Annotated in this window: 17 protein-coding genes and 1 riboswitch; of the genes, 12 read left to right on the top strand and 5 right to left on the bottom strand. The window is 53.2% G+C overall.

What is annotated here, in order from left to right; all coding sequences use genetic code 11:
* Positions 1-100: 100 nt before the first annotated feature.
* Positions 101-997 carry a DMT family transporter gene (locus BMW41_RS12225; protein WP_074650328.1) on the bottom strand — a complete coding sequence of 299 codons (897 nt, stop codon included), beginning with the start codon at positions 995-997 and terminating at the stop codon, positions 101-103.
* A 243-nt stretch (positions 998-1,240) separates the two neighbouring features.
* Here BMW41_RS12225 and BMW41_RS12220 point away from each other — a divergent pair, with 243 nt between their 5' ends.
* Together BMW41_RS12220 and BMW41_RS12215 are read left to right on the top strand one after the other, a co-directional pair.
* A complete protein-coding gene (locus BMW41_RS12220; RefSeq protein WP_074650327.1) occupies positions 1,241-2,116 on the top strand; it encodes a LysR family transcriptional regulator in 876 nt (291 codons plus the stop codon).
* Between the two features lie 159 nt (positions 2,117-2,275).
* The gene (locus BMW41_RS12215) at positions 2,276-3,157 is read left to right on the top strand and encodes an arginase family protein (protein ID WP_074650326.1); all 882 of its coding nucleotides are present in this window, start codon (positions 2,276-2,278) and stop codon (positions 3,155-3,157) included.
* A gap of 68 nt (positions 3,158-3,225) precedes the next feature.
* Here the strand turns inward: BMW41_RS12215 and BMW41_RS12210 are convergent, their stop codons facing one another.
* Positions 3,226-3,576, bottom strand: coding sequence for a NusG domain II-containing protein (locus BMW41_RS12210; RefSeq protein ID WP_074650332.1), 351 nt, complete (start codon positions 3,574-3,576; stop codon positions 3,226-3,228).
* A 2-nt stretch (positions 3,577-3,578) separates the two neighbouring features.
* Positions 3,579-4,562 carry an FAD:protein FMN transferase gene (locus tag BMW41_RS12205; protein ID WP_074650331.1) on the bottom strand — a complete coding sequence of 328 codons (984 nt, stop codon included), beginning with the start codon at positions 4,560-4,562 and terminating at the stop codon, positions 3,579-3,581.
* A gap of 285 nt (positions 4,563-4,847) precedes the next feature.
* On the opposite strand from BMW41_RS12205, the gene BMW41_RS12200 reads away from it, so the two are divergent.
* Both BMW41_RS12200 and BMW41_RS12195 read left to right on the top strand, forming a co-directional pair.
* A complete protein-coding gene (locus BMW41_RS12200; protein WP_074650325.1) occupies positions 4,848-5,369 on the top strand; it encodes a Gx transporter family protein in 522 nt (173 codons plus the stop codon).
* Between the two features lie 67 nt (positions 5,370-5,436).
* Entirely contained in the window at positions 5,437-5,874 is a 438-nt protein-coding gene (locus BMW41_RS12195; protein ID WP_074650324.1) for an RrF2 family transcriptional regulator, read from the top strand.
* 323 nt (positions 5,875-6,197) lie between these two features.
* Here BMW41_RS12195 and cysK read toward each other — a convergent pair whose 3' ends face one another.
* A complete protein-coding gene (gene cysK, locus BMW41_RS12190) occupies positions 6,198-7,127 on the bottom strand; it encodes a cysteine synthase A (protein ID WP_074650323.1) in 930 nt (309 codons plus the stop codon).
* Between the two features lie 170 nt (positions 7,128-7,297).
* Between cysK and BMW41_RS12185 the strand changes: the two genes are divergently transcribed.
* From BMW41_RS12185 to BMW41_RS12170, 4 genes are all read left to right on the top strand, one after another.
* Positions 7,298-7,582: an HPr family phosphocarrier protein gene (locus tag BMW41_RS12185; protein ID WP_074650322.1), complete on the top strand. Its 285-nt coding sequence runs from the start codon at positions 7,298-7,300 to the stop codon at positions 7,580-7,582.
* A gap of 18 nt (positions 7,583-7,600) precedes the next feature.
* Positions 7,601-7,798, top strand: a riboswitch (THF riboswitch).
* Positions 7,799-7,852: 54 nt separating this feature from the next.
* On the top strand, positions 7,853-8,407 hold the full coding sequence (locus BMW41_RS12180) for a folate family ECF transporter S component (RefSeq protein WP_074650330.1): 555 nt from the start codon (positions 7,853-7,855) through the stop codon (positions 8,405-8,407).
* A 91-nt stretch (positions 8,408-8,498) separates the two neighbouring features.
* Entirely contained in the window at positions 8,499-9,314 is an 816-nt protein-coding gene (locus BMW41_RS12175) for an Mrp/NBP35 family ATP-binding protein (RefSeq protein ID WP_074650321.1), read from the top strand.
* Positions 9,315-9,330: 16 nt separating this feature from the next.
* On the top strand, positions 9,331-10,035 hold the full coding sequence (locus BMW41_RS12170; protein ID WP_074650320.1) for a GTP pyrophosphokinase: 705 nt from the start codon (positions 9,331-9,333) through the stop codon (positions 10,033-10,035).
* Between the two features lie 19 nt (positions 10,036-10,054).
* Here BMW41_RS12170 and BMW41_RS12165 read toward each other — a convergent pair whose 3' ends face one another.
* Entirely contained in the window at positions 10,055-10,855 is an 801-nt protein-coding gene (locus BMW41_RS12165) for a GNAT family N-acetyltransferase (RefSeq protein WP_074650319.1), read from the bottom strand.
* A gap of 200 nt (positions 10,856-11,055) precedes the next feature.
* Here BMW41_RS12165 and BMW41_RS12160 point away from each other — a divergent pair, with 200 nt between their 5' ends.
* The 4 genes from BMW41_RS12160 to BMW41_RS12145 are packed head-to-tail and all read left to right on the top strand — an operon-like array spanning position 11,056 to position 14,560.
* Positions 11,056-11,952 carry a nitroreductase family protein gene (locus BMW41_RS12160; protein ID WP_207646893.1) on the top strand — a complete coding sequence of 299 codons (897 nt, stop codon included), beginning with the start codon at positions 11,056-11,058 and terminating at the stop codon, positions 11,950-11,952.
* Between the two features lie 21 nt (positions 11,953-11,973).
* Entirely contained in the window at positions 11,974-12,891 is a 918-nt protein-coding gene (gene pyrF / locus BMW41_RS12155; protein ID WP_074650329.1) for an orotidine-5'-phosphate decarboxylase, read from the top strand.
* Complete coding sequence (locus BMW41_RS12150) at positions 12,891-13,655, top strand: dihydroorotate dehydrogenase electron transfer subunit (RefSeq protein ID WP_074650317.1); 765 nt, start codon at positions 12,891-12,893, stop codon at positions 13,653-13,655. The genes pyrF and BMW41_RS12150 overlap by 1 nt, the downstream gene beginning before the upstream one ends.
* Positions 13,652-14,560, top strand: a complete 909-nt coding sequence (locus BMW41_RS12145; RefSeq protein WP_074650316.1) for a dihydroorotate dehydrogenase — start codon at positions 13,652-13,654, stop codon at positions 14,558-14,560. The genes BMW41_RS12150 and BMW41_RS12145 overlap by 4 nt, the downstream gene beginning before the upstream one ends.
* Positions 14,561-14,671: the final 111 nt, after the last annotated feature.

Here is a 14,671-nt window from a genome sequence, read left to right as displayed (position 1 = left end):
CTAACGGTGACCAGCGGCGGCGCGCAAAGTCCGCGGGGCTCCCCTCAGGACTGAGGGGATGGGGGAGCCGAAGTCCGCTTGCGGACTTTGTTCGTTATTCTCAGGATTTCGGGAGCGGTATCAGCCGCCTTGTACCTGAAAACGCGGGAAGGCTGCAGATCTTCGGAAGAAGAACGCTCACCATGATCAGGGCGCTGCCGGCCATGCCGGTCATTCCGAGGGACTCACCGAGAATCAGATAATTCTGGATGGCTGCGGACACCGGAGTGATGGCGTTCAGGATGCCTGCACGGTAGGCCGGCATATAACTCTGCGCAACCGGCTGGAGCGTGAGGCCCAGCGCCGAGCAGAGAATCCCGAGGCCGAGTATGCAGATCCACTCCAGGGAGGTGGCGGGGAGACGCGGGGACTCGAAGAGAAATGATGCCATAAGTCCGAATACGCCGAGGAATCCGTTCAGCAGGATGCCGATCTCCAAACCGTCGTGTTCGTCGCAGATTTTCGCGTTCATGGTGATGTAGACGGCGTAGAGAAAAGCGGCGAGGAAACTCCACACGATGCCGGTGTTCAGCCCGGACAGTCCGTCCCGCAGGGAGATCATGGCAACGCCGGAGAGGGCGATCATGGAACCGGCAACCGAAAATGCGGTCGGAAGCCTGCGAAGCAGGAAGGCGGTCATGAAAGGAACGATGACGATGGACATATTTTCGAGAAAACATGTGGCGGATGCGCCGATGGACCGGATGCTCAGCATTTCACATGTCATGACCAGAAAATAGACGACCGACACCGCGGCGCTCTTTTTTACGGTCCGCAGGGTGACTTTTTTGCGAAAGCCCGGAACGACGGCCGCGACAAGGAAAAATGCGATCAGATACCGCAGCGCGAGGATATTGAACATTCCGAGGCTGTTCAGCCCCAGTCTGCTGAAGACAAAGGATGTGCTTCGCAGAAGAATAATAAAAATCATGAGGAGTTCGGCTTTTTTTTCGGTCATGATGAACATTCCTTTCCCGGGGATGGCCTCCCACCGGGATGCCCGGCAGAATTAACGGACGGACTTCCGATGGTATCTCAATGGCATTCCGATGGTATTCCGATGGAATCCCGTGAGGACGCGGATTAGAGGGGATCTTTTTGATTTCTTGACAGAAAGATAGCACAGGAATATATTTGAGTAAAGCGATATAAAATCAAGTTTCATTTGACAAAACATCAAGAAAAACGGTCGGAGGCCGATATGGATACAGAGAAGTGCAGAGTTTTTCTGAAAGTGCTGGAGGTCGGCAGTCTCACGGGAGCTGCGGAAATGCTGGGATACACGGTATCGGGCGTCAGCCGGCTGGTTGCCTCCATAGAAAAGGAGGCGGGGACACCGCTTCTGATTCGGAACCGGGACGGAGTAAGAGCGACCGCGGAGTGTGAAATGCTGCTGCGGAGCATCCGCGAGATGGCCTACTGGGGAGAGCGGTTTGAACACCGGGTGCGGTCGATTCACGGGATCGAAACCGGACTTGTCGTTGCGGGGAGCAGCTATGATGCGTATTATCCGTGGCTTTCCAGGCTGATCTCTGGATTCTCGGCACTTCATCCGGGCATAGAGATGCGGATTCTTGAGGGGACCAGCAGCGAGCTGGCGGAAAAGGTGGACAGCCATGAAGGGGATTTCTGCATCTGTTCCGAGCGAAAGGGACATCACCGGTTCCTTCCCCTTGTGGAGGATGAGCTGGTGGCGATTGTGCCGCGGTCAAATCCCGTGTCGGAATGGAAGGATTTTCCGCTGCGGCAGTTTGAAAAAGAACCCTTCATTGACATTTATCCGGGAAAGGAAACGGACAATTCACGGACTTTTGCGAAATATCACATTCAGCCGAATGTGCGGTACAGCACGATGGACCGGTTTGCCGGATATTCGATGGCGGAGGCGGGACTTGGCGTCTGCATGGAAAACAGGCTGATTGCGCGCAGATACGGGCGTGAGGTGGCAGTGCTGCCACTGAGACCGCGGCAGACGGTGCGGATCGGTGTGGTGTATCCGGAAAAAGATGTGATCTCGCCGGCGGCGGAGGCTTTTGTCCGGTATGCACTGGAAGAGACGGAGCGGCCGGTTTTGTAGAGAATACGTCCGGAAGTGAGATCGAAAAAAACGGAACAGGATTGCATTGGTAGCGGAGCGGGACTGCAAAGGAAACGGAACAGGATCGAAAACGGTCTGGAAAAGAACCGGAATGGACCGGGAGAGAGAAGGAAAGGGCGGATCCCCGGGGTGAAAGGGATGAATAGGGATATCAACATGGAGAAAACATCAGATACGAAAATGCTGCTGGAGTTCACGGACAGCTATCGGGAGCAGACATTTTACCGCAGGGGAGCGTTTATCCGGATGGATTTGTCCGGCATCCGCGGAACCGACAGCTATCTGGATGAGATGGCCCGGGAGGAGATCCTGGACCGGATCCGGTCCTACGGCGCGGAAGGAATTCATTTTTTTGACTCCGGCAATTATCACTATATGAGCCGGCTGTTTACCGGGTTGATCGACGAAGATTTTATTCTGGTGGATTTCGACCATCACACGGATATGCAGATTCCGGCGTTCGGTCTGGAGCTTCTCAGCTGCGGAAGCTGGCTCCGTCATGCGCTCATGGAGGAACCGCATCTGAAAAAGGTTCTTCTGATCGGCCCGCCGGCGGAAATGATCCGGGAGACGGCGCAGGACCTGACAGAGGAATTCGGTGACCGGATCGTGACGATACCGGAAGAAGAGATTGCGGCCGCGCAGGCAGGAGAGGACGGGGCGATGAAGGAAAAACTTCGCCGACTGTTCACCGAGAACCCGCTTCCGGTCTATTTTTCGGTGGACAAGGATGTCTTTTCTGTGGATATTCTCCGGACAAACTGGGATCAGGGCGTGTTAGAAGAAGCGCTCTTTTTTGAGATATTACGAATCTGCGCAGGACATGAACTGCGGAGAGAAGAGGGATGTGCTGAGACTGCTGTGTCAAAAGAAATGACTGGAAAGGAGCCGGCAGGTCCACGGCGGATCATCGGCATGGACGTGTGCGGTGAGTTCCCTGCCTCGGCCGGAGGGGAGGCGGATGCCGCGGAACAGAATGACCGGATGAACAGGAAGCTTGCGGAATTGGATCTTCAATAATCCGATGAGTCCGGTGCGGAAGGCGGGCCGATGGGAAAACACCGGTGCTTTGATCTTTTTCCGGCGAATTACAGAACGGTCACCACCACCTGATTCGGGAGGCAGACGATCAGCTCGCCGCTCTGGGAGATCCAGCCGGTGTGAACGCAGACCTTGTCCGGACAGGTGGATTCCGTGATGGCTGCCTTTCCGTCTTTGATGATGAAATGAACGTGACCGGCGATGCTTTGGATCTCAAATTCCGTATCCTGATCCAGCGGATAGCGGCCGTAACGGGAACCGTCCACCTGAATTTCCACTGTCTTAGTGTCCTTCTTTTGAAACGCGCCGGTCCGGAAACCGTAGACCGCCCATGAGAGTGCGGAGATGAGAAGAACGGCGGCAAGCAAAAGAAGCGTATTTTTTTTCTGTCGGTTCATCGTCATTTCTTTTCCTCCGGGAGATCAACCTGCTCGACCAGATCCTTTGCGCCGTCCGTGTAATGAACGACATAGTCATCGGTCAGAAAATAACCGTAAACCCCGTCCATCCGGTTGATGAGTTCCATTCCGCGTTCCAGACCCATGGAAAAGCAGGTGGTGCTGAGGGCGTCTCCGTCGACAGAGCGGTCGGAGACGATGGTCACATTGATCAGACCGTTGTCATACGGATATCCGGATTTCGGATTCAGAATGTGGTGATAATTTTTGCCGTCCACAAAGAAATTGCGTTCATATACGCCGGAGGAAACGACGGACTGATCGTTGATCCGCAGTGCGGCAAAGGTCTCACTCCGGTCGGCAAAGGGCTTCTGAAGGCCGATTTTGAACGGATCTTTTCCTTTCTGACCGATGCAGAGGACATTTCCTCCCAGATTGATGATCGCGCTCTTCACACCCTGAGCGGTCAGATCATCCTTCAGCCGGTCGGCAATGTATCCCTTGGCGATGGAGCCGAGGTCAATGGTCGTATCCGGAGACAGGAACGTGAGGTGGTTTCCCTCCAACCGGATGTTTTTGTAATCCACTTTGGATACGGCTTCCCGGATCTCTCCGTCATCCGGAAGATCCTTTCGGCCGCCGGAGAAGTTCCACAGGGAAGACAGCGGCTCAACGGTCACATCATAGTCGCCGTCGGAGACCTCGGAATAACGGATTGCCTCCGCAAGGAGAGCGGCTGTGTCGTCGGAGAGATCAAATTCGGTCTGATCCGCGGTACGGTGATTCAGCCGATAGACTTCGCTGGTATCGATGGTGGTGGAAAAGATATCCTCGTAATGTCGGATCTTTTGGAAGCAGTTCTTCAGGATTTCCTCGTCCTGCGTGTCATAGAGTGTCACGGTGACAAAGGTGTCCAGCATGAACTGCGAACTGCTGATCGGGTCTTTCGGTGCCGGAGAGCAGCCGGAGAGCGCGGATACCGTCAGGATCAATGCGGCAGCGGCACCGATCAGAAAACGCCGGTAAGCAGATGCGGAAGCCTGATAGTTGATTCTCAAACTTCCCTTGGAGGCCCGGATGCGGGCCTTGGAGAAAAATTGAAACAAAAAGTGCAGATTCTTCATGATACTCCTGATAAAAAATGCGGTTGATATTTCAGTGGGTTCCATATATCATATGTCTGACAGAACCAATAGGCAATGAGGGATTTTGCCGCTCACAGGCCGTCTGATAATCCTATCATTTCAGTATAACAGGGTCAAGGAGAAAAGATGCGCAGATCTTCAACATCAAAAGAAGTGGCGTTGTGCGGACTGATGATCGCTGCGGCATTTATATTCAGTTATGTAGAGTCAATGATACCGATCAGTCTCGGTGTGCCGGGAGTAAAAGCGGGACTTGCGAATCTGGTAACGATCGTAAGTCTTTTCCTTTTGGGCGCAAAGCGGACGGCGGCCATTACGCTGATCCGGGTGGCGCTGGTGGGATTTACCTTCGGCAGTCTCTCGATGATGATGTACGGCATGGCCGGAGCGGTGTTCAGTTTTACGGTAATGGTGCTTCTGCGGAAAACCGATTTCCTGGGAATTGAGGGAATCAGTATCTCCGGCGGTATTGCGCATAATGTCGGCCAGCTGATGGTGGCGGCGATGGTGCTGGAGAACGGAAGGATTTTTTATTATCTTCCGGTTCTGCTGATCGCGGGCGCAATTGCGGGACTGGTGATCGGTGTCGCGGGAGCATTGATGGTTGTTCGGCTTCGACCGATGATTGACAAAGACCGGATATCATAATAATATAAATACATATAGTATTAGTAGGATATCGAAAAACCACAAAACAATTAAAGGAGATTTATATATGAAGATTTCGACGAAGGGAAGATATGCGCTTCGAATGCTGCTGGATCTGGCAGAACATCGGAACGAAGGGTTTATAGCGCTGAAGGATATTGCGGAGAGACAGGACATTTCCAAGAAGTATCTGGAGCAGATCGTTCCGATCCTGAACAAGTCGGATATTCTGGTTTCCAATCGTGGCTTTCAGGGCGGATATCAGCTTGCACAGGAACCGGACCGGATCACGGTGGGAGAGATTCTTCGGCTGACGGAGGGAAGTCTTGCACCGGTGGCGTGTCTGGCATCCAATGCGGCGAACTGTTCCAGAAGCGATTTCTGTGAGACACTTCCGGTGTGGAAGGGACTGAACGACGTGATCAACAAATATCTGGACGGAATTACACTGGCGGATATCGTCGAACAATACCACTGCACCGAGACGGATAATTATGTGATCTGATGCGGAAAGTATTCTGAAACGAGTGAAATACATCGGAATTCGGTCCCAAAAGCGGGGGAAGGATTCTAAAAAATGCGATGAATACAGTGTCCTGAGGAAGGACAACAATATAAAAAGCGGTGATGAATTATCGGAAATACCAATGCGGTTCCGGAAGCTCATCACCGTTTTTGTATATTTTATGGCTTAAAACCCGGTTTTAAATTCGGAATTCTGTCAGAATGCTGAACGGAAGTCAATGAACCGGACATTTGTCCGGACATGAAGAAACGCAGGCACCGCCCGGTGCGGCGCCCGCGTCGGAACAACGTGTATTCGGTTTTTTACGATTCAAAGAGCGGGGTGGAAAGATAACGGTCACCGGTATCCGGAAGAAGAGCGACAATCGTCTTTCCCTTGTTTTCCGGTCTCTTTGCAAGTTCAGCGGCGGCAAAGAGCGCAGCACCGGATGAGATGCCGACCAGAATTCCCTCGGTGTGTGCGATGTCCTTTCCGGCAGCGAAGGCATCGTCATTTTCGACCGGAATGATCTCATCATAGACCTCGGTGTCCAGGGTGTCCGGAACAAAGCCGGCCCCGATTCCCTGAATCTTGTGCGGACCTGCGGTGCCCTTGGAGAGAACCGGAGAGCCGGCCGGTTCAACCGCAACAACCTTCACATTCGGATTCTGCTCCTTGAGGTATTTTCCGGTTCCGGAGATGGTTCCGCCGGTTCCGACGCCGGCAACAAAGATATCCACGGTGCCGTCGGTGTCCTTCCAGATCTCCGGACCGGTGGTGTCATAATGTGCCTGCGGATTGGCCGGGTTGGTGAACTGACCCGGAATGAAGCTGTTCGGCGTTGATGCGGCAAGTTCTTCCGCTTTGGCGATGGCACCCTTCATGCCCTTGGAACCGTCTGTCAGCACGAGCTCTGCGCCGTAAGCTTTGAGGAGTGCTCTGCGCTCTACACTCATGGTCTCCGGCATGGTGATGATGAGGCGGTAGCCCTTAGCGGCTGCGACAGCAGCGAGGCCGATACCGGTATTGCCGCTGGTCGGCTCGATGATGACAGAATCCTTTTTCAGAATGCCGCGCTTTTCCGCATCCTCGATCAGCGCCTTGCCGATACGGTCTTTTACGCTTCCGGCCGGATTGAGGTATTCCAGCTTAACCAGAAGCTTTGCGCCAAGCTCATGAGAAGCTTCGTAGTTTTTCAGTTCTACGAGCGGTGTATTTCCGACAAGTTCCGTGATGCTCTTGTAAATCGCCATAGTCAGGTCCTCCTTGAAAAAATTGACGAAAACACAAATACACTAAAAACATATTGGTTTACTTGGCATTATAATACCGTCGGTTTTATGATTTGTCAACAGGGAAATTGTACCGGAGCGGAAAGTATGGTAAACTGTATCCGTTCTGAACAGAAAAGGGGTACGTATACATGGTGACAAGAGAACTCACTCTTCGTAATCCGGACGGGCTCCATATTCACCCGTCACGCGTGCTGGTGGAGCTGGTGAAGAGTCATCGGTGCAGCTGCAGGTTGGAATTCAAAGGAAGAGATGTCCGCATGGACTGCGTGGTATCACTGGTTTCCCAGGATATCCGCTGCGGAGATCCGTTTCTTCTGATCTGCGACGGTGACGATGAGATGGAAGCGCTGGAATCGATTACGGAGGCCGTGCAAAGCGGTTTGGGTGATCGGATCGATGTTCCGTCGATGTAACAGACAACAAAAGAGAATTGCAGAGTAGAAATGAAGGCGCCAAGTGCCGAACGGACGGGGAGTTGCCGTTCGGACGAAGATGCCCGCAAAGGTTCCGGTTCACGGGAGAAACGCGGAATGCGTGGTTAAACCCGTTTTTCCGGGGGAAGGAACCCCCGGAGGATGGAGCGGAACGGCGGAGAGCGCATCGCGACCTTGATTTCGCATCCCGCTGCTTACAGGAGAACCCTCCTCATGCGGCGGCTGTCGTTTTTGAAGGAGGTTTTTCTTATGAAAAAAACGTTCGCAGCCTATCGTTTATCCATGAAAGAATTTCGAAGCGTCCGGGTCATCACGGCGACGGCAATGCTGATGGCCGCCTCGATTGTCCTCGGATACTTTACGCTGGACATCGGACCGTATCTGAAGATCGGCTTCAGCACGCTGGTCAATCAGATCGCCGCTCTTTTGTTCGGCCCCGTTGTCGGTGCGGTCTATAACGGGCTGCTGGATGTCATCAAATATTTTATCAAGCCGACCGGGCCGTTCTTTCCGGGATTTACGGTGTCGGCGATGATTTCGGGCCTGATCTACGGGACGGCGTTTTACCGGAAAAAGATTTCGTTCCGAAGGATTCTGGCCGCAGAATTTGCCGTGTGCCTTTTGGTAAATGTGATCCTTGGGACATACTGGCTCTCGCTCCTTTACGGAAAAGGTTTTCTCGTCCTTCTTCCGATGCGGGCGCTGAAGAACCTGGTTCAGTGCCCGGTCAATGCGGTTTTGTTCCGGTTTCTCGCCGGACGGATGGAGGCGATCGGTCTGTTCCGCCCGTTTCGGGATTCGTGAATATCAGGATCCGGGAAAATTTGTGAAGCGGGAAAATTTGTGCTAAAATAAAAGAATTGATTTAAAGACAGGTAGTTTAGTGAGGTTCGATATGGCAGATAAGTATAATGAGCACGGCAGAAAAATTCCGCAGCCGGATCCGAAGAATTTCCTTGCGCCGCTTGCGCCGGAGAGTTCGGTTAAGAAGGTAATCGGAATTGTCAGCGGAAAGGGCGGTGTCGGCAAGTCTCTTGTGACATCCCTGATGGCATGCAAGATGAGACAGCGCGGATACAATGTAGGTATTCTGGATGCGGATATCACTGGACCATCGATCCCGAAGAGTTTCGGAATCACGGGACAGCTGACGGTTGCGAATGAGAAACTTCTGGTTCCGAGAGAGTCGGAAACCGGAATTCACATCATTTCCGCCAACCTGGTTCTGGAGAAAGAAACCGAACCGGTGATCTGGAGAGGACCCGTCGTTTCCGGCGTGATCAAACAGTTCTGGAGCGAAGCACTCTGGCAGGATATTGATTATATGTTTGTCGATATGCCGCCGGGTACGGGCGATGTGCCGCTGACGGTATTCCAGTCCCTTCCGCTGGCGGGAATCATCATTGTGACTTCGCCGCAGGAACTGGTATCCATGATCGTTGCGAAAGCGGTCAACATGGCAAAGAAGATGAACGTTCCGATTCTCGGTGTGGTAGAGAACATGAGCTATCTGGAGTGTCCGCACTGCGGAGAAAAGATTCCGGTATTCGGCGAGAGCCATCTGGATGAGACCGCAGCGGAGTATGGCGTGAACATTCTGGCGAGAATGCCGATGAACGTGGAGACCGCGAAGATGGTCGATCAGGGTAAAGTGGAATACGTGGAGGCACCGTGGCTGGACAAAGCCGCAGACTGCGTAGAAAAAGCTTGATACGGAGATAATCAGAATGAATGCGAATCCGAATCCGAATGGAGAACTCAGTCAGATTGCGATCAATGCGCCGGCCGAGTTTGAGGTTCCGGAGCTGCTTGCGGATCACCCGCAGCAGTTCCGCGAGAGTATGATGCGATATACATGTGCGATCCGGGAAGTAAAGACAAAACTGGAGGTCCTCAACGACGATCTGTCGGTTCGAAACTCCAGAAACCCGATCGAAATGATGAAGACCCGCGTAAAGAAACCGGAAAGCATCATCGAGAAGCTGCAGCGCCGAGGGCTTCCGGTTACGATTGAATCGATGGAACGGAATCTGGACGATGTGGCGGGCGTCCGCGTGGTGTGCTCATTTATCGACGATATCTATGATATCAGCCGTATGCTGGCACATCAGGATGACATTAAGGTTGTAGCCGTGAAGGATTACATCCGGTCTCCGAAAGAGAACGGATATCGAAGCTACCACATGATCGTGGAAATCCCGGTCTTTTTTGCGGACCGGAAGCGTGACATGCGTGTGGAAGTGCAGATTCGTACGATTGCGATGGATTTCTGGGCGAGTCTGGAACATCAGCTCAAATACAAGAAGCAGATGTCACCGGAGGACGCACAGGAAATGGAAAATGATCTTCGGGAATGCGCCGAGACCATTGCCCAGACGGACTGGAGAATGGTGGACATCCGCCGCAAGATCGAAGATAAGGGGATCCTGTGAGAAGAATCCCCTCGGATGATCAGAAAAGATACATCGACAGGGTTTCCGTGACGCGGAACCCTGTTTTTTTATACAGATTGACCGCAGCTTCCGCGTCCTCCTCCACATGAAGCCAGAGGTGATCCACATGGCGGGATGCAAGATCCCGGAGAACCATCCGGAGGGCGGTTTCGCCGAGGTGTTTTCCGCGAAGTTTCGGCCTTACCTCAAAATTGAAGAAGCAGGCACCCGTACCCTGCGGCGTGAGATCAGCACGGCAGAATGCGGCGTCCGGAACGATGACGGGACCGTTCAGCGCAAACTGGTAAAAAAGCTGGGAGGGTTCCTCACGGGAAACGGTCATAAAGAGCGGCGGAACCTCGTAATCCGTCGGAACCGACATGAATTTTTGGGGCGCCGGAAGATTCAGATCCATGCGGAACGAGTCCGCAAGTTTTTCCGGGTTGAGGGACTCCACGGCAAGCCGGGTGATGCGGTCATCCGGACGGACACAGAAAAAGAAGTTTGTGTCATTGTACTCCGGATGGGAATACAGCTCATCGATCATGGCGGAGAACAGGCCGCGGCGCCGGTGCTCCGGGGAAGTCATCATTTTTATCTCACAGGAGTCCGGATCGAGACGGTACAGACCCAGTGCGGCGATAATTTCATCATTCTCAGATCCGAAGAAAAAAAGGCATTCCGGAACTTCTTTCGGCCAGGGAAGCATGTCAGGATCTTCCGTATGACAGATCTGGCAGAGCCATTCCAATGCTATGAGTTCTTTCCGTGAGGCGGAAAACTCGGCGCGTGTTTTGAGAGAATAGACGGTATCGGACATAGGGTCTCCTTTCTGACGCATGCGGAGTTTATTCTTTCCGAATATGAGTATAACACGCTGCGGCGCATCCTCATAGTTTTGGTTGAGTAAGGATATTTGACGTGATAGAATATCATCGAGGAGAAACTGCGGTTTCGTGCCCGGAACGCGGAGATGAGACAACGATGAGCGGGACGGAACGCAGGCTGGTTAGTGAAATTATGATGAATCTGTATGAAGCGATCGGGGTTCGGAGATCTGTTCGTAAGTATCGCAGAAAGATGATCACCGACAGCATGCGGGAGAGGATCCTGCGGTATTTTGATGAGACTCTTCGTCTGGATGATTCGATCCCGGTGGAAGCCGAGATTCTGGACAATACGGCACACAATGCTCCGGTTCGGGGACTGCTCCGGACAGAGGCACCGTATCTTCTGTCTGTCTGGTCCGGAGAAAAAGATGGATATGCCGAGAATGTCGGCTATATCCTGGAACAGGTTGCCCTTTATCTGGAGTGCCATGGACTCGGAAGCTGCTTTCTTGGTGCGCTCCATCCGGTGGTGCAGGATCGCGGCAGCAAAAAATTCGTCATGCTTCTCGGATTCGGCTATCCGGAAGGAAGACTGACCAGAGAAAGTCTCCGGGCAAAGAGATTTCCTCTCAGAAAACTCTGTCTTTTTCGAAATGATCCGCCGGACCCTGTTCGGAAGGTTCTTCTTGCGGCAAGACTTGCCCCGTCAGCCCTTAATTTCCAGCCATGGAGATTTGTGGTGAATGGGAGCTGCGTCCATATTCTGGAAGAAAACAATCTGGAGACAAAACTTGTCGGAAAATCCATGACGGAAGTCGGCATGGGAATCATGCTCGCACACATGATGATCGCAGCGGATGAAATGTGGCTTTCCATGGATATGAAAAAAGACGAAGCCGCTGCGCTTCGCCTGGATCTTCGCGGACTGAAGATGAAAAATCTCCGGTATGTCCGGACGGTCCTCTTCCGTCAGGAGGAAGAAAAGACATTGGAGGAGAAGAATCCGGAGGAAATGCCGGCAGAAGAAAAGCTGCCGGAGGAGAAGGATCCGGAGAAACAGCCGGCAGAGAAAAACGCAGACATGTAATTGCAGGAAAGGATGTACATTATGATCCAGAAACTTATGCAGAAAATCGCCGAGACGAAAGCACCGATCTGTGTCGGACTTGATCCGATGCTCAGCTATATCCCGGAGCACATTCTGAAGGCGGCATTTGAGCAGTACGGAGAGACACCGGAAGGCGCTGCAGAGGCAGTATGGCAGTACAACAAGGCCATCGTGGATGCGGTCTGCGACCTGATCCCGTCCGTAAAACCGCAGATCGCGATGTACGAGCAGTTCGGCATCCACGGTCTGATTGCATATGAGAAAACCGTCAACTACTGCAAGGAAAAAGGTCTGATCGTCATCGGCGATATCAAGAGAGGCGACATCGGTTCCACCTCAACCGCATACGCCATCGGTCACCTCGGCGAGGTGAAAATCGGATCGAAGGCATATCGCGGATTTGACACGGATTTCGTGACGGTCAATCCGTATCTCGGCACCGACGGCGTGAAGCCTTTTGTCGATGTCTGCAATGAATACGACAGAGGCATTTTTGTTCTGGTCAAGACATCCAACCCTTCCAGCGGTGAGTTTCAGGACCGCCTGATCGACGGAAGACCGTTATATGAGCATGTGGCGGAGAAGGTCAACGAGTGGGGCGCGGCCTCCATGGACGGAGATTACAGCAACGTCGGCGCGGTAGTCGGCGCAACCTATCCGGAGATGATCCGTGATCTTCGGAAAATGATGCCGAAAATATGCTTCCTGGTTCCGGGTTACGGTGCGCAGGGCGGCACGGCAGAAGATCTGAAATACTGCTTCGACAAGGACGGCCTCGGTGCCGTGGTCAATTCCTCCAGAGGAATCATCACCGCATACAAGAAAGAGCAGTACGCCTCCTTCGGACCGGAGCATTTTGCGGACGCATCCCGACAGGCAGTCATCGATATGATTTCGGATATTCAGGGGGTTCTGTAATGGCAAAAGTCAGAGAGACCGGAACAGTGATCCGTCAGGAGATGCTCACAGCCGGAATGTTCAGTATGTGGATCCGCACAAGTGCCGGAAAGGACTCGGTTCCGGGACAGTTTGCGGCTCTGTATTCCAAGGACAGCGCAAGACTCCTTCCGCGTCCCTTCGGCATCTGTGATGTCGCGGAGGATGGGGAGAGCCTGCGGATTGTCTATCGCGTGGCCGGCGCGGGAACGGAAGAATTTTCCCGTTATCAGCCGGGGGATTCGGTGGAGATCATGGGACCTCTGGGAAACGGCTTCCCGCTTGCCGGGAAAAAAGCGCTGGTGATTGCCGGAGGAAGCGGCGTTCCGCCGATCCTGAATCTGGCAAAACACTATCCGGGCACCTGCACGGCAGTCCTCGGATACCGCGACCGGAATACATTTCTTGCGGATGATTTCAAGGAGTACTGCGACGTATATCTGGCGACGGAGGACGGCAGCCTTGGAACAAAGGGCAATGTCCTCGATGCCATTCGCGAAAACGGCCTTAAGGCAGACGTAATCTACGCCTGCGGACCGACTCCGATGCTTCGCGCACTGAAGGCTTACGCGAAAGAACAGGGAATTCCGTGCTATATTTCTCTGGAAGAAAAGATGGCCTGCGGCATCGGCGCCTGTCTCGCCTGCGTCTGCAAGACCAAAGAAATTGACGGACACAGTAACGTCCACAACACGAGAATCTGCGCGGACGGACCGGTATTTGACGCCGAGGAGGTAGAGTTATGAGAAATCTTTCGGTAGAGCTTGCCGGTGTGACGCTGAAAAATCCGGTTATGACCGCATCGGGAACCTTCGGCTCCGGCGTCGAGTTCAGCGAATTTGTCGATCTGAACAAGCTGGGCGCGGTGGTGACGAAGGGTGTAGCGGCTGTGCCGTGGCCGGGGAATCCGACCCCGCGCATCGCCGAAGTCTACGGCGGAATGCTGAACGCCATCGGTCTTCAGAATCCGGGATACGATGTCTTCGCAAAACGAGATATTCCGTTCCTTCAGCAGTTTGACACGAAGATCATCGTGAATGTCTGCGGACACACGGAAGAGGAATACCTTGAAGTAGTGGAAAAGCTTTCCGACGCGCCGGTGGACATGCTGGAGATCAACATTTCCTGCCCGAACGTCAAGGCGGGCGGCATCACCTTCGGCACTGTTCCGCACGTGGCGGAGGATATCACCAAGAAGATCAAGAGAATCGCGAAGCAGCCAGTGATCATGAAGCTGACGCCAAATGTCACCGACATCCGGGAGATGGCAAAAGCGGTGGAGGCAGGCGGCGCCGATGCGGTGTCCCTGATCAACACACTGACCGGCATGAAGATCGACATCAACCGCAGAACCTTTGCGCTGGCCAATAAAACCGGCGGAATGTCCGGTCCGGCGATCAAACCGGTGGCGGTGCGGATGGTCTACGAGACCGCACAGACTGTGAAGATTCCGATCATCGGTATGGGCGGAATCAGGAATGCGGATGACGCCATTGAGTTCATTCTGGCCGGCGCGACGGCAGTTTCCGTCGGTACCGCGAATTTCCACGATCCGAAGACCACCGAAAAGATCGTTGCCGGAATCGAGGCATATATGGAAAAATATGATGTACAGGATATTCGGGAACTGATCGGTGCTGTTCACGAGTAAATGACAGAGAGCATACGGCAGAAAGCAGGCCGCTGAAAATAGGCGGCAGGAGTAAGCGGCAGAAAGCAGGCCGCTGAAATAGGCATCAGGAGTAAGCGGCAGAAAGCAGGC

Source organism: [Clostridium] aminophilum, assembly GCF_900101295.1.
GTDB lineage: Bacteria > Bacillota > Clostridia > Lachnospirales > Lachnospiraceae > Clostridium_R > Clostridium_R aminophilum_A.
Note: the sequence above shows the minus strand (reverse complement) of the source record. Positions and strands in the feature narration are given on the sequence as shown.

Coding starts and splice junctions, on each gene's coding strand:
- BMW41_RS12225 (WP_074650328.1), bottom strand. CDS start 997: ATGACCGAAAAAAAAGCCGAACTCCTCATGATTTTTATTATTCTTCTG.
- BMW41_RS12220 (WP_074650327.1), top strand. CDS start 1,241: ATGGATACAGAGAAGTGCAGAGTTTTTCTGAAAGTGCTGGAGGTCGGC.
- BMW41_RS12215 (WP_074650326.1), top strand. CDS start 2,276: ATGAATAGGGATATCAACATGGAGAAAACATCAGATACGAAAATGCTG.
- BMW41_RS12210 (WP_074650332.1), bottom strand. CDS start 3,576: ATGAACCGACAGAAAAAAAATACGCTTCTTTTGCTTGCCGCCGTTCTT.
- BMW41_RS12200 (WP_074650325.1), top strand. CDS start 4,848: ATGCGCAGATCTTCAACATCAAAAGAAGTGGCGTTGTGCGGACTGATG.
- BMW41_RS12195 (WP_074650324.1), top strand. CDS start 5,437: ATGAAGATTTCGACGAAGGGAAGATATGCGCTTCGAATGCTGCTGGAT.
- cysK (WP_074650323.1), bottom strand. CDS start 7,127: ATGGCGATTTACAAGAGCATCACGGAACTTGTCGGAAATACACCGCTC.
- BMW41_RS12185 (WP_074650322.1), top strand. CDS start 7,298: ATGGTGACAAGAGAACTCACTCTTCGTAATCCGGACGGGCTCCATATT.
- BMW41_RS12180 (WP_074650330.1), top strand. CDS start 7,853: ATGAAAAAAACGTTCGCAGCCTATCGTTTATCCATGAAAGAATTTCGA.
- BMW41_RS12175 (WP_074650321.1), top strand. CDS start 8,499: ATGGCAGATAAGTATAATGAGCACGGCAGAAAAATTCCGCAGCCGGAT.
- BMW41_RS12170 (WP_074650320.1), top strand. CDS start 9,331: ATGAATGCGAATCCGAATCCGAATGGAGAACTCAGTCAGATTGCGATC.
- BMW41_RS12165 (WP_074650319.1), bottom strand. CDS start 10,855: ATGTCCGATACCGTCTATTCTCTCAAAACACGCGCCGAGTTTTCCGCC.
- BMW41_RS12160 (WP_207646893.1), top strand. CDS start 11,056: ATGATGAATCTGTATGAAGCGATCGGGGTTCGGAGATCTGTTCGTAAG.
- pyrF (WP_074650329.1), top strand. CDS start 11,974: ATGATCCAGAAACTTATGCAGAAAATCGCCGAGACGAAAGCACCGATC.
- BMW41_RS12150 (WP_074650317.1), top strand. CDS start 12,891: ATGGCAAAAGTCAGAGAGACCGGAACAGTGATCCGTCAGGAGATGCTC.
- BMW41_RS12145 (WP_074650316.1), top strand. CDS start 13,652: ATGAGAAATCTTTCGGTAGAGCTTGCCGGTGTGACGCTGAAAAATCCG.